A 25,111-nucleotide genomic window follows, 5' to 3' on the forward strand; every position below is an offset into this window, starting at 1 on the left:
GACAACGAGGACAACGTGTATGAGCGTTACGATCTATCACAACCCGGATTGCGGCACCTCGCGCAATACGCTCGCAATGATTCGCAATGCCGGCATCGAGCCGGAGGTCATCGAGTATCTGAAGAACCCGCCTGATCGGGCCACGCTGAAGGACCTGATCGAACGCGCCGGGCTCACCGTGCGCGCCATGCTGCGCGAGAAAGGCACGCCGTATGCCGAACTCGGCCTCGCGGAGGCGTCCTTGAGCGATGAGCAATTGCTCGATGCGATGCTGGCGCATCCGATCCTCATCAATCGCCCAATTGTGGTCACCCCGCTCGGCGTGCGTCTATGCAGGCCGTCCGAGGTCGTTCTCGATATCCTGCCCGCAGCGCAACAGGGGGCGTTTATCAAAGAGGACGGTGAGCAGGTGATCGACAGCGCAGGACGGAGGGTTCGTTGATGCCCGGGAATCTGCCTAACGTCAGCGCCCCACATTTCCACGCGCCGGATCTGCAAAAACTCGAACCGCACGCGGTTTCGCAGCACGCCCCGCGCATTCTGCTGCTGTACGGGTCGTTGCGTCCCACTTCGTTCAGCAAACTGCTCACCCTCGAAGCCGAACGCATCCTGCGCCAATTCGGCGCTGAAACACGGATCTTCGATCCGCACGGTCTGCCGGTCACGGACAGCGTAGCGGCCGACCATCCGAAGGTCGCCGAACTGCGCAAACTGTCGGAATGGTCGGAGGGACAGGTGTGGTGCAGCCCGGAGCGTCACGGTACGCTCACGGCGGTGTTCAAGAATCAGATCGACTGGCTGCCGCTCGAAAGCGGTGGCGTGCGCCCCACGCAAGGACGCACGCTCGCGGTGATGCAGGTATGCGGCGGTTCGCAATCGTTCAACGCCGTCAACGCGTTACGCGTGTTGGGCAGGTGGATGAGAATGGTGACGATCCCCAATCAGTCGTCGGTGCCGAAGGCGTATCAGGAATTCGACGCCGACGGCCGGATGAAACCCTCCGCCTACTACGATCGCGTCGTTGACGTGATGGAGGAGTTGTACAAGTTCACGTTGCTGGTGCGCGACCGTTCGGACTACCTGACCGATCGCTACAGTGAACGCAAGGAAGCGCATCCGGAACCGGCGAGCGCGTTGGCGGCCAACGCGATGGTTCATGAAGCAGCGGGCGCCAATGCCGACACCGACGACAGCGAAACAGAATGAGGACGGCGGCACTCGGCAGTGCTAACCCTGGCGCTCGCAGCGCATAAAGCTCCTATCCTTAAGATGCCCTTTGGGCATCAACCAGGAGGATGACATGCGCATGCTACTCAACGTACGTATTCCGCACGAACCGTTCAACACGCTAGTGCGCGATGGCACCGCCGGCGAAGTGATAGGACGAATACTTGAAGACATAAAACCGGAAGCCGCCTACTTCACCGAGCAGAACGGAACACGTGGCGCGGTACTCATCGTGAACCTCGACGATCCATCGGGAATTCCCGCACTCGCAGAACCATTTTTTCTGAAGTTCAACGCCGACTGCGAGTTCCGCGTCGTCATGTTGCCGCAGGACCTGATGAAAGCAGGACTGGAGAATCTCGGCTCAAAATGGAAGTAGCGTATACGTTCGTATCAAACGATGGACTTGCCGTCTGCGGTTCATAAGACGCACCCCAGACGGCAACGTACGCAAAGGCGCCGACGTGCGCTCCGATCACCCGAGTTCGAATGACGTCACGCCAAATACCTGTTCGATTTGAAGAGCGGGCGGGTCCTGCGTATACATCCGCGCGGTTTCAAAGACGCTTGTCATGCCATGCCGCTCGGCCAGCGCGACGGCAGCGGCATTGGTCTCCGGCACATCGAGGACGATGACCTCGCCCGGCATGCGCGCCGCCAACGCATCGAACAGATCGCTCGCGATCTCGTCGCTATCGGCGAAGAGCGGACCGATCTTGCATCCCGTTCTGCAACGACGCAGTACGCCGTATCCTGCAACCTGACCGTCACGAACTGCGGCCAGCGCCGTGGCGTCCGGTTGGCCCAGCCATGTCGCGAGAAAACGCTCACGCGCGGCGGGAAAGCACTGGCGATCGTAGTCAAGCAGCCGTTCGAACGGCAGCGCCGACGCATTCAAAATGTTCGAACCCGTCGCGTTCTGGACGGATGCCTGAACGACACCCTGAAAGCGAATGTTGCGATACGCAAGCCGAAAGCCGGACTTTCTGTAATTCGCCTGCTGAGCGACGACGCCGTCTAACCCAACATTGCGGTTACCCAGATAATCCATGCCGTGCTGCCAGACGCGCATGCCGAAGCCTCTGCCGCGAAACGCCGGCTTCACGATATACAGGCCGATAAAGCCGAAGTGCTCGCCGTAAGCGACCGCGGAAATGCAGGCAACCGGTTCGCCGCGCCACGCTCCGATGAAAAAACCGTTAGGGTCCCCGGCGCGAAAGCATTCGGCATCGTGCAGGCCGGGGTTCCATCCCTCCACCGCAGCCCATTCGACCGACAGCGCTGCTTCGTCGGCCGACATGGTGCGTACGATAAAATCACGGTGCTCGTCCAGGTTCATCACGATCGCCTCGCTCACTGCGCCTGAAGCATAGCGGCTACCGCAGTGGCCGCCACCTGGCTTCGTTTGATGTTTGCCTATGCCGGCGGCATGTTTGCCGACATGCATCGACAGATTACACGGCCCGGCGCCGGACGATTCTGTCAATCGTTTCCGCCCGCGCCTAAGCTTCCCCTAAGCCTGGCCCGCTAAGATCGGGGGCGCGATTCATCACACGTCCCTCAAAAACCTCACCGCATGAATACACTCGAAGCGTTCAATCAGGCGCTCTTTCTGATGATCAACGCCACGCCATCGACACCCGCCTGGCAAATCGACATGGCGCGAATGATTGCCGATTACGTCATTTATCTCGTGCCGCTGTCGCTGATCGCGATATGGCTCTTCGGCGATGCGCGTCAGCGTGAAGTCGCCGTGCGTGCATTTTGCGTAGCCATGCTCGCCCTCGGGCTCAGTCAGATTATCGGTCTGGTTTGGCCGCACCCTCGGCCATTCGTGATCGGAATCGGCCATACGTTCCTGGAGCACACGCCCGACTCGTCGTTCCCCAGCGACCACGGGACCCTCTTCGCCACCATCGCGCTGACCCTGTTGCTGGGCGGCGTGAGGCGCTACGGCATGGCGATCCTGCTGTCCGGACTTGCAGTGGCTTGGGCGCGCGTGTTTGTCGGCGTCCACTTCCCGCTTGACATGGTTGGCGCCGTCGCCGTGGCGTGCGTGGCGTTCCTGCTGATCGCGCCGCTGTGGCGAGTGGGAGGCGCGACGATGACACGCAGCCTTGTCACGGTGTACCGCAAGCTGCTGGCGTGGCCGATCGAGCGCGGCTGGTTGTCCTCATAGGGCGTTGTGAAACCGCGTCTACCGGGTCAGCGCCCGAAAATCACTCGGCGACATCTCGTACGCACGACGAAACGCGCGATTGAAATCCGACGCGCTATTAAAGCCCACGCCATAGGCGATCTCGACGATCGCCTTCCCCGGGTAGCGATGCAGTTCATCGGCCGCCTCACGCAGCCGCCGGTTGCGAATATAGGCAGCCAATCCACCTTCGGGTTCGAAGAGACGATACAACGTGGGCCGGGAAAGTTGCGACGCGGCGAGCACGCTCTCCGGCGTGAGATCCGCCTGCCCCAGATTGGCTTCGATATAGCGGCGCGCCGTCGCGAACATAGCGGTGCGAGCGGCCGTGCGTGCGTTGCCGGTTAGACGCGCCTCCTTGCCGAAGGCTGCAGCAATCAACAACGCGCAGGTGCGCATCGCGCGATACGCTTCGTGTCCATTCATCTTGTGCAGGTTCTGGGTAAGGTCGGCGAGATGGCCCGGAATCATGCGCGCGAGCGGCGAGTGGTATTCGATCGCGCTGCCATGAATCGACTCCGCTTCCGGCAGGACGGATTCCACCAGCGCACGCGGCAGAAAAAAAGCCTGCACACGGCACGCGCTACGCACCATATGCATCGGCTGGTTCATATCCAGCGCGAGAATGCCCGGCCTCGTTTGCAGCGCCTTGCGCTTCGGATACAGACCCGTTCCGGTCTCGATGCTGCCCTCGACGGCCACATGAAAAACGAACTGGCGGACCGAATCGGTTGAAATCCGCGCAACGGATCGCGCCTGCGATACCGGGTCTGTACGGCAATCCATGAACGTCAGATCGGCGGCCTTGTAGCTGTCAATCGTGCCGCTGAAACCATCGGCCAGTTGCCAGCGCGAGATCGGCACGTCGAGAAAGTGGCCCAGACGGTCCCGCCACGCGGGCAGTTGCTCGCGCGGCGCTTCGCGGTGCGTATCAAAGTGACTGTGAATGCACGCCGAGGGCGCCGCGTCCCCAGCCACGGAATCGGTCGTCAAAGCATTCCCCCGCGCAGTCTTGTTGTCTGCACATGATAGCCGCAGGCAGCAGCGCTCAAAAGTTCGTGAAGAAGGCCCGGGCGGCGACCATGCAGAACGACGCGACCAATTCACCGTGATAGGCCTGGAGCACAGCCGAGGCGCCACCGTCAGTCGCACCACCCGCTACGGCCTGATTCGCGAGCGTCGCCTTCGCACTCGCGAAACCCTGCTTGATGGGCGCGTACGGATCGTTAGGCCCGGAGATCGGAGAGTCCACGTCCAGCACGGACGTGAGCCCTGCCGGTACTTTGGCGTTCTGCCAGTAGGCCTGCTCGATGCGTGCGTTGAAGAAAAACACGGTGGGATCCGAGCCGCCGCCGCACAGCAGAACCGGCGCGCGCGGCAGCCAGTTGCGCAAGTCATTGCGCTTGAACGCCTGGCGCAGCGGATGCATGGGATTCGCGGCCGGCGTCAAGGCCACCGTGCTGTTGGGAAACGCGCCATCGGGATTGGCCGCAGCATCGTCCAGAAGACTCAGGCGATAGGCGTTGCGCACGAGATTGGCGTTGCCGAATCCGGCAGCAAACACCGGCGTCAGCGAGGGCGGTACGAGGGGCGGCGAAGTCGGCGGCGTCATCGAAGCATATTGCGGCGCAGGCGGAACGCTGCTGAAGAGTTGCGTCGAGGGCAGTTTCCCTTTCGAAAACAGCGTATCGAGCGGCTGCAGGCTCGGCAGGAGATTCTCGATACCCGGGGCATAGGCCGCTTCATAGAAGTCGCCGGGCTTGCGGTAGATGTTCTCGTAGGCATGCTGGTAGCCCGTCACGACCAAGGTCGTGAACAGCGTCGACCCCAGGTTCACCTCGCCTTCGATGAGCGCGTCCGCAGTGGCGGCAAGCGCATACGGACCCGATCCTGGTGCGGATGCCGTGACCTTGACACCGGCCGCCTGCAAAGCACGATGCGTCGCGAGAGCCACGAAGCCGCCTTGCGAATAGCCGGTGACGAAAAGCCTGCCGTTCTCGCGCGTCTTTCTCTCCGGCTTCACTCCACTCAGTACGGCCCGCGCTGCACGCAGCGAATCGACCACATCGGCGGATTGCTGGTCGGCATTCAGATAGGGGTGGTATGTGAGGTCGGAGCCGGCATAGCCCGCATAGTTAGTCGCCACCACGATATAACCCTGGGCCGCGTACATGGCGGCCACGCTAATGCCCTCCCCGGCGCCGTCGCCGTTGCCGGGATCGGTTTGGGTGATATCGGCGATGTTGTAGTTGCGGTACGCGGTCGTGCCGTGTGCGTAGAGCATCAGCGGACGCGGCCCGCTACATGCCGCCGACCGTCCGCCCGGAATCATCAATGCGCCACTGGCGGTGGTGGGCTCGCCCGCGCCGCCGATGGTGCGGTAGCGAAAGGTCACGATCTCCACCCCGCAGGCGGGTCTGCCGGCGATCTGCGCGAGTTGCTGACCGGATGCGTTCGATGCAAGCACTTTCGAAAACGCTGCGGCGCTGAGCCGAAGCGTGACGCGCTGTTCGAGTAGCTGGCCCCGGGCCTTGCATCCCTCGTCGCAACCGGAACTGGCTTGCACATAAGCACTGCCGCCCAACGTGAAACATGTCAGCAGCACGAGGGCCGCGTTCCGCATCGCTACAGGCATGTGAGGCTCCGTCTTGTTGGCTCTTCTTGGCGCTTGTTGGTATTACGGCGATTGGGCTGCCTTACATACAGAGTGAGAGGAGTATAGGTAAACAGATTGGCACGCCGCCAGCCTCATCCTTCACTAATATTGCAATGGAATGCCTCATGAGGTGTCCGGCCGTCAAGCCCGGTCGGCATGAGAAACGCCGACCGGCCTCGCCGCTGGCTGACGAGAACAGGTCGCGGCTTGCGTCCACCTTTCAATGTGGGTCCGTGCTTGCCGCTTACTTCCAGAGCGTGCGGCCGAAGAAGGTCAGCGTGCGGTCCCAGGCCTGCTGCGCCCAGACCGGATCGAACTGGGTCCTGGAGATGCGGCCCGGCCCGACTGCCGTTTCGTTCGCGAACGCGTGGTACGCAAGATAGCGATGGAACTCGACGTCGACGTTGGCCGCACTGAGCTTGGACTCCAATGCATCGACCGTTTCAGCCGGGAAGAATTCGTCTTGCGTCGCCCAGTGACCGAGAACCGGAACCTTGATTTTCGATGCGTCGATGTACTCGAGCGGGGGGCAGCCGTACCACACCACCCCGGCCGATACCTCAGGGATATTACATAGCGCAAGCAAAGTAAGCGCGCCGCCCATGCAATAGCCGGTCACGCCGACGTTCGCCGAGTGTTGCTTCAAATACTGGACGGCGCCCCGCACGTCCTGCGTCGCGGCATCGCCGAAGTCGAGTGCGCTCAGCAAATGGTTCGCCTCCGCCTCTTCAACCGTCGACTTGCCGCGGAAGAGATCGGGCACCAACGCCAGATAGCCGGCCTGCGCGAGCCGGTCCGCCACGCCGCGAATCTGGTCGTTCAAACCCCACCATTCCTGAATCACGACGATGGCAGGCGCGCCCTCCAGTTTCTGTGGCTTGGCCAGATAACCCTGGACGTCTTTGCCGTCAGGGCGGTTAAACGTGATCATTGATCCTGCAGTCCGTTGCATCAGTTGCTCCTCGAAGTAGCCGAAGCCGCTAGCATAGCGCCAGAGTGGCAGGTTCTGCTGAGCGCCCGGCAAGCTGATCAATACGACCTGTACGCCCCGACTTTGCGGCGATGATCTCTTTCGTCACCTCATTGCGATCCATGGTCCAATTCTTTATTGATTTTGGCCAAAGCGGCCCCTCGAACCCATACTGCGGCTTACTCGTCGTTTCCGGTTCAGGCTACTCATGTTCGTCCTCGATCACCTTGATGGAATCCGCCGGTTCAGATCCCGCGGACGCTTCAAACTATCAGTGGTGCTCTCCCTCATTGCCTGCGCCCTATTGAGCCCGGCCTTCGGCAGCGCCGGCGCGTCCGGCCCGTCGACCGTCGCCCTGACTCATGTGCGGATTCTTCGCCTATCCGGGGACGTGGTGAGAGAGGGCCGCTGGGCCTTTCTTATCACCGCGCTGAACCACACCGTAGCGGCCTACGGCCCATACGTCATCGACGCCTATTTTTCACCGATGTCGGCCCAGCGCGAGGTCGACGAGGTGATATCCGGCCGCCTCATCAATGTCCTCGCGAGCGAGCCCGGACACCCGGAACTCGACGCCGCGGCGATTCCGGTGCCGATCCCCATCGACCGTGGCCTGCTCGGCTATCGCGTGGCGCTGATCAATGAAGGCGAACAGGCGAAGCTCGACAGCATCCACGACCTCCAGGGTCTTCGCACACTCAGCATTGGCCAGGGTCAGGGTTGGGGCGACGTCCCCATCTACCGCGCGGCCGGCGTTCCACTCGTCACCGCAAGCCGCTACGACCTGCTTTTTCCGATGCTGGCTGACCACCGCTTCGATATGTTCCCGCGCGGCGTGGTCGAGATCACGCGTGAAATCAAGGCCTTTCAGCCGAGCTACCCGAATATGAGGATCGACTCTCACCTCCTGATCCGCTACCCGTACGCGCAGTTCTTCTATGTCAGCCAAACTGAGCCGCTGCTGGCGAAGCGGATCCGCGACGGCCTCGAAGCCATGCTGAAGGACGGGAGTTTCGAGGCGTTATTCCGCGAACACTTCGCGCAAGGCATCGCCGATCTGCACCTCGAGCGCCGCGTGCTGATCGATTTGAAGAATCCCTTGCTCCCGTCATGGGTGCCTCTCGATCGCAAGGAACTCTGGCTCGATCCGTTCGACGGCAAGAAACGGAATTGATGCGCGGGACGATAGACGTTAAGGATTTCCTGACCCAAAAATCAGGAAACCACCAGTCCATAGTCCGGACTACCTGACGGCAACACTCAAGCGCGGCGTTTAAAGTGGTTCATTACATACCATCGCCGGATCCCCGTTATGACCGACTACTTTTTGCCGCGCGAGAATACAGTCGAACGCATCGACGAACTGTGCATACGTCTATTCGAGCTTTGGTGTGAAGAAAGAAAACTGGTACCGCTCGCCTATCTTTTGCACTGCTGGCCGTTGACTGGTCACGATACGGTTGCGGTCAAGCGTCTGGCTGACGCCATGTCGGACCTGTGCCAGTTTCAGACGGCGAAACTCAGTACTCGTGAGTCGACCCTGATCCGCGAAATAATCGGCAACGCCCGCGAAATCATTGGCGAGTCATTGCCGCGTGGCGCCACTGCCGCGAACGGTGCGGGCATCATGTGGATGCGAGTGCGGCTCGCGAAGGCAGCGGTTCAAGTGCCGGCGTTCGCCGCAGCGGACTTCCTCGACGGCCCCTTATAGACCGCGATTCGGCGACGAGTGCAAAATACACAAACAAGAAGCACAGCACTCGCGGGGAAATATGGTGGCGAATAGCGTTGGTTCACTCTTTGCCTCGCCCGGCCGATTCAGGCACAGCGTGGTTTTCCGGCTGCTGGCCACCGTGCTGCTGTTCAGTTGCGCGGTCACGTTATTGCTGACCGCACTACAGCTCTATCGCGACTATAGCCGCGGCGTCGAACTGATCGAAACACGTCTGTCAGACATCGACCGAAGCAATCGCGACAGCCTTGGCGAGGGTCTGTGGCAGCTCAACCGCACTGAACTTCAGCTCCAGCTGAACGGCATCCTGCGGCTTGCCGACATGTGCGCCGCCGAGGTCCGCGAGACCGGATCGAGCGAGACGCCACTGGTCGTGACGGCTGGCGAGCGCAGGACAGGCGCCGTGATATCCCGCGAATTTCCGATCTTTTATCGCATCCACGGCGCCCAGCAGAAGATCGGCACACTCTATGTGCAAGCGACGCTTGCCAACCTCTATCAGGCGTTAGCGCAAACCGCGCTGGTCATTCTGGTCAGTCAGGCGACCTATACATTCATCGTTGCGCTGTTCACCATCTACATCTTCTCGCGCCTCGTTACCCGGCATCTCGCCACGATTGCCCGACTGGTCGGCGAATACGACTTCCGTGCGGCGCCAAAGCCGTTCGTCCTGCCGCGCCGTCAGCCGCGCTGGCCAGACGAGCTCGATCGCGTGGTAGCCGCGTTCAACAGCATGGGCGCGCGGCTGCATGACGCCTATCTCGCCGAACGCGACGCCACTGCGCAGCGGGAAGCGCGGCACCTTGCCGAAGCCGCCAACCGGGCCAAAAGCGAATTCCTCGCGAACATGAGCCACGAACTGCGTACGCCGCTGAACGGCATCCTCGGCTATACGCAGATTTTGCTGCGCGACGGCAGCCACAGCGAGCGCCAACGCAACGCGGTCGAAGTAATCCACCGCAGCGGCGAACATCTGCTCACGCTGATCGACGATACGCTCGATTTCGCGCGCATCGAAGCCGGCAAAATGCGCATCGAAATGGCCGACGTCCCGCTGCCGGGCGTCCTCGATACGATCAGCGACATTATCAACGTGAAGGCGGAGCAAAAACGCCTGCGATTCCTATGCGACCTGGCCCCCGACCTGGGCGGCGCAGTGCGGGCAGACGAGCGCCGCTTACGGCAGGTGCTGCTTAATCTGCTGGCGAATGCGGTCAGATTCACGGACACAGGCTGCGTCAGCCTGCAAGTCGGCCTTGCGCCCTCAGGCGCGGTGCGCTTCTGCATACGTGACTCGGGAATCGGCATCGCGGCCGACAAGCTCGGCGTGATTTTCGAGCCTTTCGAGCAGGCCGGCGGCCCCGAACGACGCGCCGGTGGCGCCGGGCTTGGCCTTGCGATCAGCCAGCAGTTCGTGCGCGCAATGGGTAGCGAAATCCACGCGGAAAGTACGCTCGCGCATGGGAGCGTCTTCTGGTTCGATCTCGCGCCGGCCGTCGTCGATGTGTCCGCGGCGCATACCGACGCGGCAACGCCGGCCGCGCGGCGCGTGACGGGCTACACCGGTCCGCGCCGCAAAGTGCTGGTGATCGACGACGAGCCCGTCAATCGGGCGGTCCTGGTCGAGCTTCTGGGTCAACTGGGCTTCGACACCATCGAGGCCGCCAGCGGGCACGAGGGACTCGCGAAGGCGCGCAGCGAGGCGCCGTCGCTCATCATGACCGACATCCTGATGCCTGAAATGGACGGGCTCGAAACAACGCGCAGATTGCGTCGATTACCGGGACTCGGCGATATTCCGATCATCGCCGTGTCGGCGAATCCTTCCTGGAGCGACGAGAAACGAAGCACCGACGCAGGCGCGAACGCCTTCCTTTCCAAACCCGTCGACTTCGACCGGCTGCAGGCCCATCTGGCGGATTTGCTGGCGCTGAAGTGGACTGACTCGCCAGCGCCTCGCTCGCCGCAACCTGGCGCATCGCGCACGCCCTCTCCCGCGTTGCCCGATGACGAACTCAACAACCTGCATCATCTCGCCCGTCTGGGCGATATGCGTGCCATCGCCGAATGGGCCGACAGGATGGCGGCCCTCGACGAGCGCAATCTGGTATTGACAACAGAGTTGCGTGCACTCGTTAAAGGCTATCAGTCAAAGGCCATCCTGCTGCTCGCGGAGGAATATCTCGAGAGGAGGCCCAAGCCATGAACGACACAACGATCGCGGCAGAGCCGGCCACCATTCTGGTCGTGGACGACGCACCGATCAACATCGGTGTCGTGGCCGACAGTCTTGAGGATAAGGGCTTTCGCGTGTTCGTTGCGCTCGACGGTGAGGAGGCGCTCGAACGCGCGCAATTTTCGCAGCCCGACCTGATCCTGCTCGACGTGAAAATGCCGGGCATCGACGGCTTCGAAACCTGTCGCCGGCTCAAGCGCAATGAGCAGACCCGTGAGATTCCGGTGATCTTCATGACGTCGCTCGCCGATACGGACGACCTCGTCGAAGGATTCTCGGTGGGTGGCATCGACTACGTCACCAAACCATTCCAGATCGCCGAAATGTTGGCGCGCATTCGTACCCACCTCACGCTGCGCGCCATGCACAAGGCACTCCGATCGCGGAACGAAAGTCTCTCGAGCGAGGTGGCGGTTCGGCAGCAGGCGCAAGAAGCCCTCTCCCGCGTGCGCGACGAACTCGAAGACCGCGTCGCCGAACGGACCGGCCAACTCGCGCGCGCGAATGCAAGCCTGCTGGTCGAGATCGACGAACGCATACGGACCGAAGCGAAACTCGTGTCGAGCGAAGCGCGCTTTCGCACGATCGTCGAGACGAGCCCGGTGCCGTTGTGCATTACGTCCATGGACGAAGGGCGGGTCCTTTACATGAACGGGCCGTTCCGCTGGCTGTTCGGTTTCGGCGCGGACGATCACGGCGTCACCTACATGGGCGACTTCTATGTCGACCCGACGGAGCGCGACAGAACGGTCGAACTCCTGCGCCACGAAGGCGGATTCACCAACAACGAAATCCAGTTCAAGAATTCGGCGGGTGAGCGCTTCTGGGCAGTGGCGACCGCGCGCATTGCGACGTTCGCCGACGCCCCAGCGATCTATGTCGGTCTCAACGACGTCACCGCGCGCAAACAGGCTGAAGAGAAATTGCGCGCGAGCGAAGCCAGTCTGGCGAACGCCCAGCGGCTGGCCAAACTTGGCGACTGGGAATGGACTGCGGCCGCCGGAGTGACGCACTGGTCGTATGAGATGTACCGGATTCTCGGTTTCGAGCCGAACGGCGTGCGGCCCAGCTATCGAACACTGCGCGCGGCGATTCACCCCGAGGACCGGGCCGCTGTACGACAGGCCGTGCGTGCGGTGATCGCCGACCGGCAGCCGCATTTTCTCGATTGCCGCCTGACCGGTGCGGACGGCGAGCCACGCATCGTGCAGCTTCACGTCGAAGCGGCGCATGAAGGGCCCGGCTATCCGCTCAAGCTGGTCGGTACGATTCAGGACATGACGGAACGCAAGCGAGTCGAACAGGAACTGCTCGAGTCGCGCGAGCGGTTGCGCGAGTTGTCCGCGTACATGGAGGCGGTTCGCGAAGAAGAACGAAAGTGGATCGCCATGGAAATTCACGACGAACTCGGGCAATTGCTGACCGCGCTGAAAATGGACGTGTCGCTATTGCGGATGCGGCTCGACAGCGATTCGGAAGCAGCCAGAAAAACCGAGGACATGCGTGAACTGGTCGAGAAGACCATCTGGATGGTCCGCAATGTGGCCAGCCACCTCAGACCGGCTGCGCTAAACTTTGGCATCCTGTCGGCGCTCGAGTGGCTCGTGGACGACTTCGTTCGACGTAATCGCATGCCGTGCCAGTTGTCGATCCTTGGCAGCGAACCGGTTCTGCCGGACGCGCATGCAACGGCCGTGTTCCGCATCGCGCAGGCCTCGTTGACCAATGTTGCGCGCCATGCCGGCGCTTCGCGCGTCGATGTCACGCTCGCCGCAAGCAACGGCGCATTGACACTCCATATCAGCGATAACGGATGCGGCTTCGATCTGCCCGTTGCACGCCGGCGCTATTCCTACGGACTGCTCGGCATGAGCGAACGCGCGCGGCTGATTGGCGGCACGTTGCAGATCGAGAGCGCGCCCGGCGCAGGCACAACCGTCTCTATTCACATCCCGCTCAGGACCGAGAAAAGCACATGATAAAAATCCTCATTGCAGACGACCATGCGATCGTGCGAGGTGGCCTGAAGCAGATCATCGCGACCACCACCGACATGATCGTCGCCGACGAAGCGGCCGAAGGCGCCGAAGTGCTCGAGAAACTACGCGCCCGGTGTCCCGACCTGTTGCTGCTCGACATGACCATGCCGGGCATTAGCGGCATCGACCTGATCCGGCGCATCAGGGCCGAGTACACCGCCCTGCCCGTGCTCGTGTTGAGCATTCACAACGAGGCCCAGGTCGTCTCGCGCGCGCTGCGCGCCGGCGCAACCGGCTACCTCACCAAAGACAGCGATCCGGAGATCCTGCTTGCCGCGATTCGCAAGCTGGCCGAAGGCGGCAGATTCATCGATCCGAAGCTGGTGGACTCGATGATCTTCGGCACTCACTCCGGCGATACCCCACCGCACGACATGCTGTCCGATCGGGAATTCCAGGTGTTGCAAGCTTTGGCCGCTGGAAAGAGCATCAACGATATCGCTGAAGCGTTCGCGCTCAGCGCGAAGACCATCAGCACACATAAAATGCGCCTCATGCAAAAACTGGGGATCACTAATAATTCGGAATTGATTCGCTACGCGATCAGACATCACATTAGTACGGAATAAAATTCAATTAAGGAAATCCCTAGACGAACATCAGGACTCTCCGATCTCGAATTCGGCGACGGCCGATCAACAAATTTTTTTTGATGTCCTTATGCTTCGCCAAAGCTTTTCGTTTATGATCTCTCCCCAACGAAGTCGGCACTCTAAAATAACCCTCTTCTGAGAAAGCACGCCGCCAAATTGTTAAATCCTGGTATGTGGCAATAATGCCCGCGCCTTACACTGCAATCCGTAAAATTGACTGATTAACGTCTCTCAGGTTCTGGCATGCAATCCTCGGACGCCAGAGTCTTTCCGGCCGACACAATGTGTCGGCCTTTTTTTTGCCGATTACTTATTGAAATATAAATCCGGCTTATTCTCCAAGTTATTAATTCAACAGAGAAACTAGTTCTTCCGCAAACCTTTGCAGGGTTAAACCCTTTGCGAATAAGTGCCGTTATACGGACTAGATAGCAGGCACTGTCATGACCGACAGACCGAGGTGTCAGAGCTAAAAGAAAAGGATCGATTAACTTTCGCGAATAAGATATCCGAATTATATTTGTATGAACAATAGACGGATGCCGGCGGAAGGCTACGCGACGCGGCAATCTGTTGACAGGTATCTGCGTCGTCGCATGGAGAAGTTCGAAATGACGTTTGTCGCAGGGTGACGCGAATCGCGCATGGAGCTCGCATGAAGTCGACAAAGCGCGCGGACGCTCCTGGCCGCTCACATCTTGTGCGTCGATAGAAAGATGCTGGTCTCGGTACTCGCGATTCCGTCGATCAAGCGGATCGCACCGAGCACCCGATCGAAGTTCTCCAGCGAGTCCGCCCGCAACTCCGCGACGAGGTCCCACCGGCCATTGGTGCTGTGAATCGTTGCGACATTGGGATGGCCACGTAGCACCTTGAGCACGTCAGCCGCACGGTTGCCTTCTACAGCAATCGACATCAGCGCCCGAATCCGATGCGCCTCGGCCGCCGGTTTCAGCCGCACCGTATAGCCCACGATCACACCACTTTCCTCGAGGCGGGTGAGCCGGTTCTGCACCGTTGCGCGCGCCACGCGCAGTTGCTTCGCCAGTGTCACCACCGACATGCGTGCGTTGTCACGCAACAGAGAAATGAGCTGCCTGTCGATGTCATCGAGATTGATCATGGTGGTTACCTGAGTGCCCGGCGACGGCGCTCCGCCATCCGCACGCTACCTGGCGAAGCCTTCATGCGGAAATGTACAAAATGCCATTTCAGGTGCGCATTTTGCCATTTTATCCGTGAAATTTGCGAAGTCTGCTGTCTTTTTGTTGGCGAGGTCCAAAGGAATAATTCCGTCATTGCTCCCGCACCGGAGCCCACATGAATCACGGAGACATGACCATGACCCGCTTTCTCGACGTACCCGCCACGTACCGACTCGTCGCCGATATCGGCGTGCCGCGATTCCTGAGCGAACTCGCCGACACCATCCGCGCGGACTATCTTCGATGGCGCGAATTCGATAAGTCGCCACGTGTTGCATGCCACTCCCAGGCAGGCGTCATCGAATTGATGCCGGTCGCCGATTCGAACCTGTTCGCCTTCAAATACGTGAACGGCCATCCGATCAACGCCGAACGCGGCATTCACACCGTGATGGCGTTCGGTGCGCTCGCATCCGTCGATACGGGCTACCCGTTGTTCCTCTCCGAACTCACCCTGACCACCGCCTTGCGCACCGCGGCAACGTCCGCGCTCGTCGCAAGAAGCCTGGCCCGCCCCGACTCGCGACGCATGGCCTTGATCGGCAACGGCGCGCAAAGCGAATTTCAGGCGATCGCGTTTCACACACTGCTCGGCATCACTGAGATTCGCGTGTTCGATGTCGATGCGCGCGCAACCGATAAACTGGCGCTCAATCTTGCCGCGTGGCCGGCCCTGCGTATCGTCCGCGCGACATCGACAGCCGACGCGGTGCGCGGCGCCGATATCGTCACGACCGTCACCGCCGACAAAACCTATGCAACGATCGTCACGCCGGACATGATCGAGTCCGGCATGCATCTGAACGCAGTCGGCGGCGACTGCCCCGGCAAGACCGAGTTGCATGCGGACGTGCTGCGTATGAGCCGCGTGATTGTCGAATATGAACCGCAGACGCGCATCGAAGGTGACATCCAGCAACTCCCGGTCGATTCGCCCGTCACCGAACTGTGGAGCGTGCTTGCCGGAGAGGTTGTGGGGCGGGAAAGCGCGGAGCAGGTCACCGTGTTCGACTCTGTCGGCTTCGCACTCGAGGATTACTCGGCGCTCCGCTATCTCCACGCACTGGCACAGCGCCACGACGTGGGCGTCGATGTCGCGCTGATCCCGACAGTCAGCAATCCCAAAGACCTTTTTGGCGGCCTGATACAGACTGCAGCCACGCCGGCCGCCTTCACCCCGGCACCCGCCGACGCATTCGCCTTCGCGCGCTGATCGAGCCCGTCATACGGCCGTTTTGCCTCATCTTTCCGCAACCCGCTAACGAACCCCATGAGCCTTCTGTCGATGCAGGCGCCCGCCGCCGTTGTCATGATTCGCCCTCACCGTTTTCATCCGAACCCGGAAACGGCTACCGACAACGCCTTCCAGCGTGCCGGCCACGCCCTTGATTTCACAGAAGCGACAGCGCTCGCCGCGGCAGCACGCGACGAAGTCAGTGCTGCGTCTGCCAGTCTGGAAGCGGCCGGCGTATGCGTTCATGTGTTCGACGATTGCGGGAAGAACGAGACACCCGATTCGGTCTTTCCGAACAACTGGTTCTCGACGCACGCGGGCGGCCACGTGGCACTCTTTCCGATGCACTCGGTCAACCGCCGGCGCGAGCGCAGGCACGACGTGGTCGAAATGCTCAAGACCGAGTACCGCGTGCAGGACGTGATCGACTATTCCGGGCTGGAGCACGACGATGTCTTTCTGGAAGGCACGGGCGCCATGGTGCTCGACCATGTCGCACGCGTTGCGTATACGGCACGTTCACATCGCGCCGACCCGGTGGCGCTCGAGCGCTTCTGCACGCATTTCAACTTCGAACCGATGTGCTTCGATACCGCCGACGCGGACGGCCGGGCGGTCTACCACACCAACGTCATGATGAGCGTTGCAACCGAATTTGCGTTGATCGGGCTAGACCTTATTCGTGACGAAAAACGCCGCGGCGAGGTACACACGCGCCTGCTGGAGAGCGGCCGGACTATTATCGCGCTCACGCACGCGCAGATCGGCAATTTTGCCGGGAATGCACTGGAATTGTCGGGGAAGGACGGCCGCGTTCTAGCGTTGTCAGAACGGGCGATGTCGTGCCTGACGGCACAGCAGAAAACGCTCATCGAGCGGTCCGCGCAATTGCTACCGTTGCGCGTGCCGACCATCGAGCTGGCTGGCGGCTCGGTGCGCTGCATGCTCGCAGGGATCCACCTGGCTCGACGTTAAGGCACTCGTTGCCGTAAAGCCGGTGCCAAGCTGGTGCTTGCTGATCGTTGCGTTTGCAACGGGTTAAGCGTTCGGCTCCTGACTGGAGAACGGCCAGAACGGGTTGATCAACGCGCCGCCGCTCCCACCAGCGGCGCATCGATACGACTCAGCCCTTATTGGCCCGTATACCCGACCGGAACAGTCGCATTGGCCTTGGCGACCGTCGCGTTGTTCGAGACGATGTACTGCGGCACCTCGGTGAGGGTCAGCGTGACTTTGCCGTTGGTATAGGCCAGCGTGCTGGTATTGCCGTAACCATCGATCTTCGTCACATTGCCCGACGTGCCGGCCCCGTCGACCTGAAGCGAATAGCTCGTCGAGTAGGTCTGGCTATAAAGGCCACTGCTCGCGGGCCACTGCGCGTTGCTATGCGCCCATGCAGCAGTCACCACCTTGCCGTTGCCAAGCTGCTGGAACGCATACGCAAAGGTTCCAGACGGCGTACCCGTGACCCGGCCCAATGTGTTCGTGCCGTCCAGCACACGTGTCATCGTCGCGAAGGCCATCGCTTCGGGTTTCGGTGAGAGGTTCGCTGCACCATAAGCACCTTGCGCGTCATTCAGGTCGAAGAACGAGCCGTATCCCACTTCGCCCGGATAGTCAGGACCATAGAAAAGCGTCGTCAACTGTGCGCCACCACCAAGCACAATGATGTGCGACCGCACGCCAACCGCAGCGTGGGCGAACAACTGGTTCTGCGACGGCACCGTGGGGCCGTAGTTGAGACCCGGATCGTAGCTCGTGCCTGCTTCGGTGAAGAAGAGCTTCATGTTCGGCTTACCCGCCTGCATCACCGAACGCAACTGCGTCATCTGGTTGTCGAGCGCGTTCGCCTGGTTCGCCGGATCCGGATCGGAGTCCTGCAATTCAGGCGGATGTGCCGGATAGGTGCCCGCGTTCCAGTAGCCATGCGTTGAGACTGCGTCGATGTAATTCCATAGACCGAGCGCACCGAACTTCTGCAGATAGCCGGTGGTACAGGTGTCGCAATTCGCAGGGAACGGGTTGCCGGTACCCATCACGACGGCATTCGGATCGGTCGAGTGAATGCCCTGATACGCGGCCTTGTACATCGCGACGAAGTTCGCGTCGCTATCCGCCCAGCCGAGGCTCGGTTCCCACGTCACCTGATAGTAGTTCTTTTGCTGGTTCGGGTAGTTGGCAGCGCGAATCAGGCTCGTATCGGTACCGACCTTGGCCATGAAGCTCTGGAACTCAGGCATATTCGACGGCGCGTAGTAGCTGTCGTTGAATTGGCCCGTCTTCGAATCCCATGCAGGCAGTCCATCGAGACGCACGATGCGCATCTGATCAGGGTTGGCCTTATAGAACGGATCGAGGTCGTTCACGTTCGGCGTGTACGTGTTGGGGCCATTGGGTTCCATGGCCGATACCTGACGGTCGTCGATGGTCCACGAGATGCCCAGATCATGCAGCGCGGCGATGTTGCCGTTGAAGCCCTGCATGCCGAAGCGGTGCTGATCCTGATGGGCGTACGTTACGGTACCCAGTACCGACGTCAGGTTCGGCAACACGCCGAACGTTGCAATACCCACCGGACGCGTTCCGGTGTTGGGCAATGTGCCGCCGTTCGAGCGCAGCGTCGCTGTCAGCGCGCCATAGCCTGACCAGGTCGACGTGCATGGAATCGCGTTGGTTTGCACGCCAGAGCTAACCGCAAAACTACCCTGCGCCTTGATCGCGCCGGTCGAGTCCGCCACGGACCAGACGACCGTATCCGCGCTCGGCGCGTTCGTCGTAATCGCGAGCTTGAACGCTGCGTTGTTCTGGAAAATGCGCATGCCGTCGGTGGTGGGCGTGTCGGCGCTGATCACGCCGTTGGCGGTTCCGCCGGCAGTGTGCGTGGGCGTGCCGCACGAGAGGGTCGAGCTTCCCGGGGTCGGAGTCGGCGTTGGCGTTGGCGTTGGCGTTGGCGTTGGCGTTGGCGTTGGCGTTGGCGTTGGCGTCGGCGTTGGCGTTGGCGTCGGCGTCGGCGTCGGCGTTGGAGTCGGAGTCGGAGTCGGAGTCGGAGTCGGAGTCGGAGTCGGAGTCGGAGTCGGCGTTGGGGTAGCGGCAACCGCTCTCACCCAGCATGATTTGTCGTACCCGTATGCGGGATCTGTCTGCGAGGCCGCGCCGACATAGCATCCGACGCCGTTGCTAAAGGTAGCGGGGGCCGACAGCATGACCGACGGCGAGGTGGGCGGAACGGCACCAAACACCACAGAGCCTGTTCCGAGGAATTTGCAGGTGTCGTTCTCTTGCGCGCACAACGTGTATTGCAGTCCTGCGACGGTGATGGTGCTCGTAGCAGCCTGCGCGTTCTCTGCGCCAAACCATGCAAACACTGTTGCTGCCGCAACTCCCAAAAGTTTGAAGTTTCTCGTCATTGTCTGTATGTATCGCTAAAAAGCAGGTTGTCCCCGAGAATTGAGCAAGATCGATCTAAGCCGTCCCGCTTTGGCGTTCTTTGAGTACTGAGAGAGTTGAAGCGGTGAACGCGATGATCGCGTTCATTGCTGATGAAGCTGGCGCTTTCGATGTGCCGGTATCCACTGGCAGATACCGTTACGCATTCGTAACGCGCACTGAGCGCCGCCTGGCGACAGTGCGCTCAGCATTTTGATCTGTCACCCTTCAATAGATAATAATTACGTCATCCTTACTATTAACCAAGAATGTTCGCGTGATGAAGTTCTATCAATGATTGACGGCGAACCCGGCTTCCTCGATGTCAGTCGAGTGAAATCCAGGGCGTGACAAGGCCCGTCCGGAACCTAAAACTAATTAGGTTTCGAGCCCAATTCCCGAAAAGGAAAAACTGTGAAAACCGCTGACAGGTAGCGTTAAAGTCGCTCGACTCATTCGCAACCCATTCGTATGAGAGACGCTGGTCCAGCGCCGCAAAAACGCCTACCCACGCAACCTTTACTTGACCGATGCCGTTCCCGGCGCGTGCCCGGCATTACTTACTGCCAGTGTATTGGCAGACGAATTATAAACGTTTCATCTGTGTAACGTGGGCACGACCAGGGACGATAAGTAGTAGTTCAAAGAATCTTATGGGAAACGCTCCAGACGATTTTCAAAAGCAGAGGAAACGGAAAATCTCTGCCTCACTGGGGGCGGAAAACGCAGGTCTTTGACTTTCCTTCGAAGAAAAATAAATCGACCTGAGCAAAGAATAAGCGGCTCGTTTTTATATTATTAATATCAATACGTCCACGTACCAAATGCATAGGCAGAGAGAACTGAACGATGCGAATTCAACGAAGCGTGGAACGCGCACCGCATCTTTTTCGTCTGATCATAGCCTCGAAGCAAACCGATCATGGCGTCCAGCGATAAACAACAATGCTGGAGCCGTTGTAGTTGTCTTTCGTGATCACGTACTCGCCGGCCGATCTAAGGTATGCCCTCAGGCCATACATCGAATCCACGTCGTTGCCCACATCCACCGTGCCCGCACTCGAGTTGATCAAGGTCGTATCGAGGTTACCCGTGGTGAGATTGAAGGCGTCGATGTTGGGCACCGTATGCACGTAGCCGACGAAAAGATAATTTCCGACGGCCGTGATCGACTTCGGGTTGGCACTGGTGAGGTTGATCACTGGATTGGGCTTCGTGGTGTTGCCCGCGCGCCAGCCGTGATACACCTCGATCCTCGATTGAATCGCCGTCCAGTCCCAGCTCCCGGCGATGCCTTGCGCGAGAATCATGGTGTCGCTCTCCGGCAGATAGATGATGCGTGTCAACGGCCGGATGCTCTGCGGAATGGAGATGGCGATGCCGGGTCCCCATGTCGGTTTGCCGGTGCCATCGAAGCTGACCAGCGGGTAGTGATAGATGTGATTCGTTCTGTCCAGACCGGCCCATACGTCCCCTCTGCTATCGATGCAGAATCCACCCGTGATCTGTCGCATTGTATTGAACGCAGGACCTGGAATCGACGCATCCGGAATCGCGATATAGCCGCTCGCCGCATTGAAATGGTAGAAGTAAAAGATGCCAGGGTTCTGACCGGACGCGACGAGGATCCGATTTCCACCAACGCTAACGAGCTGACCGAAATGCTCGTCGCGCTGCGTATCGTTCATGTTGAGACGTGGATCGGACGGATAGCTGAACGGGTCGACGGTATTCGCGACGAAGGCACCACCCGCGGTGCCGGTGTAAATGTTGGTGCCGCCATAGAAGTAGGCGCCATCCGTAACCGGGTCCGGTGCTGCGACCGCCTCGAAGTTGAGGGACTGAAGTTTCCATTGCAGGTTGCCGGCACTGTCATACGCGTGAATGTCGGTGCTGCCGTTGCGACCGAGGTCCCAGCCGCCGCCCCACGGGTTGTTGAGCACATACAGGTTGCCGGCTGCGTCTTTTCCGATGCCGACAACACGGGTGAAGCGCTTGTCGCCAACCTGGCCTTTGATGCCTGCGGTGCTATCGAGATAGCCGCCCTGAATGCCGAACGTGCCGACCAGAGTCGGCGTGCCCGAGATGTTGTAGAGCTTGATATTCATGTCGGGACCCTGGTCGCCAACCATGAGCTGTCCTGACGATGCGTCGAAATACAGCGCTGACGGTCGCGAAGTCGCGGGCATCTGGATAGTGCTCAGCGGAGCACCGGCCGGACTGAATTCAACGATCGCGGCCGTGCTTTGCTGCGCTACCCAGAGATTTCCCGCGCCATCCAAAGCGAGTGCGCCGGGACCGGAGATGTTGATGTCCTGCTGCCACACGCCGTCGGTGGTGTAGACCCGGACGCGATTGCCCGGGAAATCGCTCGCATAAAGGAGAGTGCCGGTCGTGGCGAGCCCGGTGATGACATCGGCGTGCTTGACCGCGTTCCAGGCGCTCACGGGGATGAGGACATCGCGTTTTTGAGTCGCTCGGTTGTATCGCCCTACTGCACCACTGCCGTACACGGTGCTGTACTGCAAGGCCGCGAAAATCGATGTGGCATTCCCCGTAATCGCCCCACCCTGAAACTCGCTGTTGATTCCAATAGAGCCGATGCTCTTGCCGTTCTGATAGATCGCGACGCCACCCTCGTTTTCATCCCATAGGGAGGCCGTATAGATCACGCCTTCAGGCGCGACCCACATCGAACGTGCAGCGTTGCCCACGTGCGCGGCTTGCGTTCCGAACGTGTTCGCCAGCCAGTCGGTGGTGTATTGCGCCTGACATGCCGGCGCAATCACGGTGATCAGTGCGCCAAGCAGTGCAGCACGAATTCGTTTCTTAAGCATGAGCGATGCTCTCCTGACAGTTGTCCTCGATAACGTAAATCACCGCAAATCACCGAATGAAATGTGAAAAATTCAGTAAGCATATTTGTTGCCGGCCATTCGCAAGTTCGCGAGTATCGCTCAAGTTTTTGACATTCCGTAAATGTTCGACTTCACCGTTTTCGGATTCTTCACGGTGGTAATTGCCGACCCGTTCTTCGCGGCGAAAGATCCGATAACGTCGGCCCATCAGAACCTGGCTGAGTCGGGTTTCAGCATGTCCATAAACGCCCGCACCTTGGCGCTCAGCAAACGTCGCGAACTGTAGAGCGCCCAGATTTCCACGGGCGGGCCCGCCTCCACGCCCCAACAAACCAGCAGTCCTGTAGACACGTCCTGTTCAACCAGCAAGCGCGGCAGGAGCGCTGCGCCCACACCCTGCAGCACGGCCTCGCGCACCATCAGCAGCGATGACATTCGCAGCACCGGCATCGGCTTGATGACCCTCACGCCGCCTTCCGTGCGCATGTTCCAGAGCAAGTCGGAATGCGCCGCTATCGACACGACCGCCGGCACTTGCAGCTCGTCGGCTTCGCCTGCGGGCATCGACGGTATCGACAAAGTCGGCGAAGCGACCACGAGGCGCTCGTCACCGAGAATGCGCCGCCCAACGAGCTGCTCGTCACGCGGTGGATTGATACGGATGACCAGGTCGTAACCGTCCTCTACCGGATCCGCGACGCGGTCTTCCGCGATGACTTCGAGCTCGACCTGCGGATAGGCCAGCGCAAAGCGTGCAGCGATCTGGCACAGCAAGACATGCGCGAACACGACCGGCGCGCTGATGCGCAAGCGTCCACGCGGCACCGGCGCACGCGACGCGACCGCTTGACCCGCCTCCTGAATCTCCGTCATGAGCCCCTGCGTGCGTTCGTGGAGTGCGAGACCTTCCTCGGTCAGACGCAGCCTGCGGGCGCCCCGCTCGATCAGCCGCACGCCGAGGTCTTCTTCCAGCTCGGCCACGCGCCGCGACAACGTGGCCTTGGGACGGTCGAGCGCGCGACTGGCCGGCCCGAAGCCGCCATGCAGTGCAACGGCGTTGAAATCCGCCAGCGACGTCAAATCCATGATCGTTCCATTTATGAGACGAGATGTCTTGATTCTGGCACTTTCGGCCACCCAATGGAACGACTATTGTTCGTCTCACGGACTCACGCAGTCCATTCAACCCCAGGAGAAAATCATGACAGTCCTCGTAACTGGCAGCACAGGCGTAGTCGGCAAGCAGGTTCTCGACCATCTGAACGGCAGCGGCGCCGAAGTGCGGGCACTGACGCGCTCACCGGAAAAAGCGCAATTCCCCGCTGGCGTCACCGCGGTCAAGGGCGACCTGTCCGACATCAACGCAGTGCGGCGCGCACTGAACGGCGTCAGCACGGTGTTCGTGCTGGCCCCCAACGCCGCGGACGAACTGACACAGGCACTGCAGACGCTGAGCGTCGCGCGGGAGGCCGGTGTGAAAGGCATTGTTTATCTGTCGGTTTTCAAGGGCGCGGAGTATGTCGATGTGCCGCACTTCACCGGCAAGCACACGGTCGAGCGCATGATCGAACACTGCGACCTGCCGGCGACGGTGCTGCGCCCCGCCTATTTCATCCAGAACGACGTCCGTCAGAAAGACCCGTTACTGACGCACGGTGTCTACGGCATGCCGATTGGCAGCAAAGGAATTTCCATGGTCGATGTCCGCGATATCGGCGAAGCCGCGGCACGCGAACTCCTGCGCCGCGAGCGCGCCGCCAATCCGCTACCGCGTGAAACGTACGAACTCGTCGGTCCTGACGCGCTGACTTCGGAAGGCATCGCTGCGATCTGGGCCGAGGCGCTGGGACGTCCGGTCCGCTACGGCGGCGACGATCTCGATACCCTCGAACAGCGTCTCAAGGCGGTCGCGCCAGGTTGGCTCGCCTACGATATGCGCCTGATGATGCGCCGGTATCAGCAGGACGGCGCAGTCGCTTCGAAGGCGGAAGTCGATCGTCTGGCTGCGCTGCTCGGGCGGCAGCCGCGATCCTACCGGGACTTCGCAGTTGCCACCGCCGCCGCGTGGGCGAAGGGCTGATTGATCAGGAGGGGCGAAAAAGAAGGACGTGCGTTCAACGAATGTGGCTTCCGAAAAGCCCCAGCAGTCCAATCACGATCAGATAGATCGCGACGATGTAGTTCAAGAGGCGCGGCACGACAAGAATCAGAATACCGGCGATCAATGAAACCAGCGGACCCGCATTGGTGAGCATATGCATGATTGTCTCCTCGCTCCTCGTGCGTGCACTGCACAGACATCAATGCCCGTTGCAGAAAACGGCGGTGAGAAAAAGTGGAACGACGTCGCGAATGACCGCATCGCTGCCGGCGCGTCGTACGCTCGCCTCAACCGACGCGGCAGAGCCGGTCACCACCACGCCGTATGTCGGGGGCGTAACCGGCTGGCCGCTGCCTTGTTTGAAGATGGGATCGTTTTGCTCATACCCGAAGACGGCATAGACATGAAAGCCGAATGCCGTCAGGTTGCTGCCGCGCGCGGGACGAAATGCGTTGACCGAGTTCGCTTCAATGCGCATTGGCTTTGCATCGATCGACTGCTCGTCCAGAAGCGGAGCAATGAAATCATGCGGGCTCGACTGGCAGTCCAGTTTTGCATCGAGCGCATAGGCATTGCACACGGGTGCAGAGAATCCCACGCCCAGCGACGGAATGGCGATCAGCATGCGGAGAACGGA

The 25,111-nt window shown here is 60.4% G+C and carries 23 protein-coding genes; 13 read left to right on the plus strand and 10 right to left on the minus strand.

Going from position 1 to position 25,111, the window contains the following annotated elements; translation table 11 throughout:
- Positions 1–19 precede the first annotated feature (19 nt).
- The 3 genes from arsC (at position 20) to M0D67_RS14720 (ending at position 1,606) form a co-directional block, all read left to right on the plus strand.
- On the plus strand, positions 20–442 hold the full coding sequence (gene arsC, locus M0D67_RS14710) for an arsenate reductase (glutaredoxin) (RefSeq protein WP_266238987.1): 423 nt from the start codon (positions 20–22) through the stop codon (positions 440–442).
- Positions 442–1,206: an arsenical resistance protein ArsH gene (gene arsH / locus M0D67_RS14715; protein ID WP_266238988.1), complete on the plus strand. Its 765-nt coding sequence runs from the start codon at positions 442–444 to the stop codon at positions 1,204–1,206. Before arsC ends, arsH begins: the two co-directional genes overlap by 1 nt.
- Before the next feature lie 94 nt (positions 1,207–1,300).
- Entirely contained in the window at positions 1,301–1,606 is a 306-nt protein-coding gene (locus M0D67_RS14720) for a panthothenate synthetase (protein WP_154559182.1), read from the plus strand.
- 96 nt (positions 1,607–1,702) lie between these two features.
- Here M0D67_RS14720 and M0D67_RS14725 read toward each other — a convergent pair whose 3' ends face one another.
- A complete protein-coding gene (locus tag M0D67_RS14725) occupies positions 1,703–2,560 on the minus strand; it encodes a GNAT family N-acetyltransferase (protein ID WP_266239138.1) in 858 nt (285 codons plus the stop codon).
- 243 nt (positions 2,561–2,803) lie between these two features.
- Between M0D67_RS14725 and M0D67_RS14730 the strand changes: the two genes are divergently transcribed.
- Positions 2,804–3,406 carry a phosphatase PAP2 family protein gene (locus M0D67_RS14730; RefSeq protein ID WP_266238989.1) on the plus strand — a complete coding sequence of 201 codons (603 nt, stop codon included), beginning with the start codon at positions 2,804–2,806 and terminating at the stop codon, positions 3,404–3,406.
- An 18-nt stretch (positions 3,407–3,424) separates the two neighbouring features.
- Here the strand turns inward: M0D67_RS14730 and M0D67_RS14735 are convergent, their stop codons facing one another.
- The 3 genes from M0D67_RS14735 to M0D67_RS14745 form a co-directional block, all read right to left on the minus strand.
- Positions 3,425–4,417, minus strand: a complete 993-nt coding sequence (locus tag M0D67_RS14735; protein WP_266238990.1) for a helix-turn-helix domain-containing protein — start codon at positions 4,415–4,417, stop codon at positions 3,425–3,427.
- A 55-nt stretch (positions 4,418–4,472) separates the two neighbouring features.
- The gene (locus tag M0D67_RS14740; RefSeq protein WP_266238991.1) at positions 4,473–6,059 is read right to left on the minus strand and encodes a S9 family peptidase; all 1,587 of its coding nucleotides are present in this window, start codon (positions 6,057–6,059) and stop codon (positions 4,473–4,475) included.
- A 265-nt stretch (positions 6,060–6,324) separates the two neighbouring features.
- On the minus strand, positions 6,325–7,032 hold the full coding sequence (locus tag M0D67_RS14745; RefSeq protein ID WP_154559186.1) for a dienelactone hydrolase family protein: 708 nt from the start codon (positions 7,030–7,032) through the stop codon (positions 6,325–6,327).
- Between the two features lie 226 nt (positions 7,033–7,258).
- Between M0D67_RS14745 and M0D67_RS14750 the strand changes: the two genes are divergently transcribed.
- The 5 genes from M0D67_RS14750 to M0D67_RS14770 all read left to right on the plus strand — a co-directional run bounded on the left by M0D67_RS14750 (position 7,259) and on the right by M0D67_RS14770 (position 13,626).
- A complete protein-coding gene (locus M0D67_RS14750; protein ID WP_266238992.1) occupies positions 7,259–8,224 on the plus strand; it encodes a hypothetical protein in 966 nt (321 codons plus the stop codon).
- Positions 8,225–8,362: 138 nt separating this feature from the next.
- Entirely contained in the window at positions 8,363–8,761 is a 399-nt protein-coding gene (locus M0D67_RS14755) for a hypothetical protein (RefSeq protein WP_266238993.1), read from the plus strand.
- 118 nt (positions 8,762–8,879) lie between these two features.
- Positions 8,880–10,988 carry a response regulator gene (locus M0D67_RS14760; protein ID WP_308112576.1) on the plus strand — a complete coding sequence of 703 codons (2,109 nt, stop codon included), beginning with the start codon at positions 8,880–8,882 and terminating at the stop codon, positions 10,986–10,988.
- A complete protein-coding gene (locus tag M0D67_RS14765; RefSeq protein WP_266238995.1) occupies positions 10,985–12,997 on the plus strand; it encodes a response regulator in 2,013 nt (670 codons plus the stop codon). The genes M0D67_RS14760 and M0D67_RS14765 overlap by 4 nt, the downstream gene beginning before the upstream one ends.
- On the plus strand, positions 12,994–13,626 hold the full coding sequence (locus M0D67_RS14770; protein WP_054040705.1) for a response regulator transcription factor: 633 nt from the start codon (positions 12,994–12,996) through the stop codon (positions 13,624–13,626). The genes M0D67_RS14765 and M0D67_RS14770 overlap by 4 nt, the downstream gene beginning before the upstream one ends.
- Before the next feature lie 715 nt (positions 13,627–14,341).
- Here M0D67_RS14770 and M0D67_RS14775 read toward each other — a convergent pair.
- The gene (locus M0D67_RS14775) at positions 14,342–14,773 is read right to left on the minus strand and encodes an Lrp/AsnC family transcriptional regulator (RefSeq protein WP_054040707.1); all 432 of its coding nucleotides are present in this window, start codon (positions 14,771–14,773) and stop codon (positions 14,342–14,344) included.
- A gap of 218 nt (positions 14,774–14,991) precedes the next feature.
- Between M0D67_RS14775 and M0D67_RS14780 the strand changes: the two genes are divergently transcribed.
- Together M0D67_RS14780 and ctlX are read left to right on the plus strand one after the other, a co-directional pair.
- The gene (locus M0D67_RS14780) at positions 14,992–16,068 is read left to right on the plus strand and encodes an ornithine cyclodeaminase (protein ID WP_266239139.1); all 1,077 of its coding nucleotides are present in this window, start codon (positions 14,992–14,994) and stop codon (positions 16,066–16,068) included.
- A gap of 57 nt (positions 16,069–16,125) precedes the next feature.
- Positions 16,126–17,064, plus strand: a complete 939-nt coding sequence (ctlX, locus tag M0D67_RS14785) for a citrulline utilization hydrolase CtlX (protein ID WP_266238996.1) — start codon at positions 16,126–16,128, stop codon at positions 17,062–17,064.
- A 155-nt stretch (positions 17,065–17,219) separates the two neighbouring features.
- Here the strand turns inward: ctlX and M0D67_RS14790 are convergent, their stop codons facing one another.
- Positions 17,220–18,941, minus strand: a complete 1,722-nt coding sequence (locus M0D67_RS14790) for a hypothetical protein (protein WP_266238997.1) — start codon at positions 18,939–18,941, stop codon at positions 17,220–17,222.
- A 77-nt stretch (positions 18,942–19,018) separates the two neighbouring features.
- Here M0D67_RS14790 and M0D67_RS14795 point away from each other — a divergent pair, with 77 nt between their 5' ends.
- Positions 19,019–19,177: a hypothetical protein gene (locus tag M0D67_RS14795; RefSeq protein ID WP_266238998.1), complete on the plus strand. Its 159-nt coding sequence runs from the start codon at positions 19,019–19,021 to the stop codon at positions 19,175–19,177.
- A gap of 1,258 nt (positions 19,178–20,435) precedes the next feature.
- On the opposite strand, the gene M0D67_RS14800 is transcribed toward M0D67_RS14795, so the two are convergent.
- Together M0D67_RS14800 and M0D67_RS14805 are read right to left on the minus strand one after the other, a co-directional pair.
- Complete coding sequence (locus M0D67_RS14800) at positions 20,436–22,352, minus strand: SMP-30/gluconolactonase/LRE family protein (RefSeq protein ID WP_266238999.1); 1,917 nt, start codon at positions 22,350–22,352, stop codon at positions 20,436–20,438.
- 228 nt (positions 22,353–22,580) lie between these two features.
- Positions 22,581–23,459 carry a LysR family transcriptional regulator gene (locus M0D67_RS14805; protein ID WP_266239000.1) on the minus strand — a complete coding sequence of 293 codons (879 nt, stop codon included), beginning with the start codon at positions 23,457–23,459 and terminating at the stop codon, positions 22,581–22,583.
- A 115-nt stretch (positions 23,460–23,574) separates the two neighbouring features.
- Between M0D67_RS14805 and M0D67_RS14810 the strand changes: the two genes are divergently transcribed.
- On the plus strand, positions 23,575–24,453 hold the full coding sequence (locus M0D67_RS14810; protein WP_266239001.1) for an NmrA/HSCARG family protein: 879 nt from the start codon (positions 23,575–23,577) through the stop codon (positions 24,451–24,453).
- A gap of 34 nt (positions 24,454–24,487) precedes the next feature.
- On the opposite strand, the gene M0D67_RS14815 is transcribed toward M0D67_RS14810, so the two are convergent.
- A complete protein-coding gene (locus tag M0D67_RS14815; protein WP_093637406.1) occupies positions 24,488–24,634 on the minus strand; it encodes a DUF3096 domain-containing protein in 147 nt (48 codons plus the stop codon).
- 39 nt (positions 24,635–24,673) lie between these two features.
- A complete protein-coding gene (locus tag M0D67_RS14820; protein ID WP_233464773.1) occupies positions 24,674–25,099 on the minus strand; it encodes a hypothetical protein in 426 nt (141 codons plus the stop codon).
- Between the last annotated feature and the right edge of the window lie 12 nt (positions 25,100–25,111).

Source organism: Paraburkholderia sp. SECH4 (genome assembly GCF_030511745.1).
Classification (GTDB): Bacteria; Pseudomonadota; Gammaproteobacteria; order Burkholderiales; family Burkholderiaceae; genus Paraburkholderia; species Paraburkholderia madseniana.

Coding starts and splice junctions, on each gene's coding strand:
- M0D67_RS14815 (WP_093637406.1), bottom strand. CDS start 24,634: ATGCATATGCTCACCAATGCGGGTCCGCTGGTTTCATTGATCGCCGGT.
- M0D67_RS14805 (WP_266239000.1), bottom strand. CDS start 23,459: ATGGATTTGACGTCGCTGGCGGATTTCAACGCCGTTGCACTGCATGGC.
- M0D67_RS14720 (WP_154559182.1), top strand. CDS start 1,301: ATGCGCATGCTACTCAACGTACGTATTCCGCACGAACCGTTCAACACG.
- ctlX (WP_266238996.1), top strand. CDS start 16,126: ATGAGCCTTCTGTCGATGCAGGCGCCCGCCGCCGTTGTCATGATTCGC.
- arsH (WP_266238988.1), top strand. CDS start 442: ATGCCCGGGAATCTGCCTAACGTCAGCGCCCCACATTTCCACGCGCCG.
- M0D67_RS14810 (WP_266239001.1), top strand. CDS start 23,575: ATGACAGTCCTCGTAACTGGCAGCACAGGCGTAGTCGGCAAGCAGGTT.
- M0D67_RS14750 (WP_266238992.1), top strand. CDS start 7,259: ATGTTCGTCCTCGATCACCTTGATGGAATCCGCCGGTTCAGATCCCGC.
- M0D67_RS14770 (WP_054040705.1), top strand. CDS start 12,994: ATGATAAAAATCCTCATTGCAGACGACCATGCGATCGTGCGAGGTGGC.
- M0D67_RS14820 (WP_233464773.1), bottom strand. CDS start 25,099: ATGCTGATCGCCATTCCGTCGCTGGGCGTGGGATTCTCTGCACCCGTG.
- M0D67_RS14755 (WP_266238993.1), top strand. CDS start 8,363: ATGACCGACTACTTTTTGCCGCGCGAGAATACAGTCGAACGCATCGAC.
- M0D67_RS14740 (WP_266238991.1), bottom strand. CDS start 6,059: ATGCCTGTAGCGATGCGGAACGCGGCCCTCGTGCTGCTGACATGTTTC.
- M0D67_RS14765 (WP_266238995.1), top strand. CDS start 10,985: ATGAACGACACAACGATCGCGGCAGAGCCGGCCACCATTCTGGTCGTG.
- M0D67_RS14745 (WP_154559186.1), bottom strand. CDS start 7,032: ATGCAACGGACTGCAGGATCAATGATCACGTTTAACCGCCCTGACGGC.
- M0D67_RS14780 (WP_266239139.1), top strand. CDS start 14,992: ATGACCCGCTTTCTCGACGTACCCGCCACGTACCGACTCGTCGCCGAT.
- M0D67_RS14775 (WP_054040707.1), bottom strand. CDS start 14,773: ATGATCAATCTCGATGACATCGACAGGCAGCTCATTTCTCTGTTGCGT.
- M0D67_RS14800 (WP_266238999.1), bottom strand. CDS start 22,352: ATGCTTAAGAAACGAATTCGTGCTGCACTGCTTGGCGCACTGATCACC.
- arsC (WP_266238987.1), top strand. CDS start 20: ATGAGCGTTACGATCTATCACAACCCGGATTGCGGCACCTCGCGCAAT.
- M0D67_RS14730 (WP_266238989.1), top strand. CDS start 2,804: ATGAATACACTCGAAGCGTTCAATCAGGCGCTCTTTCTGATGATCAAC.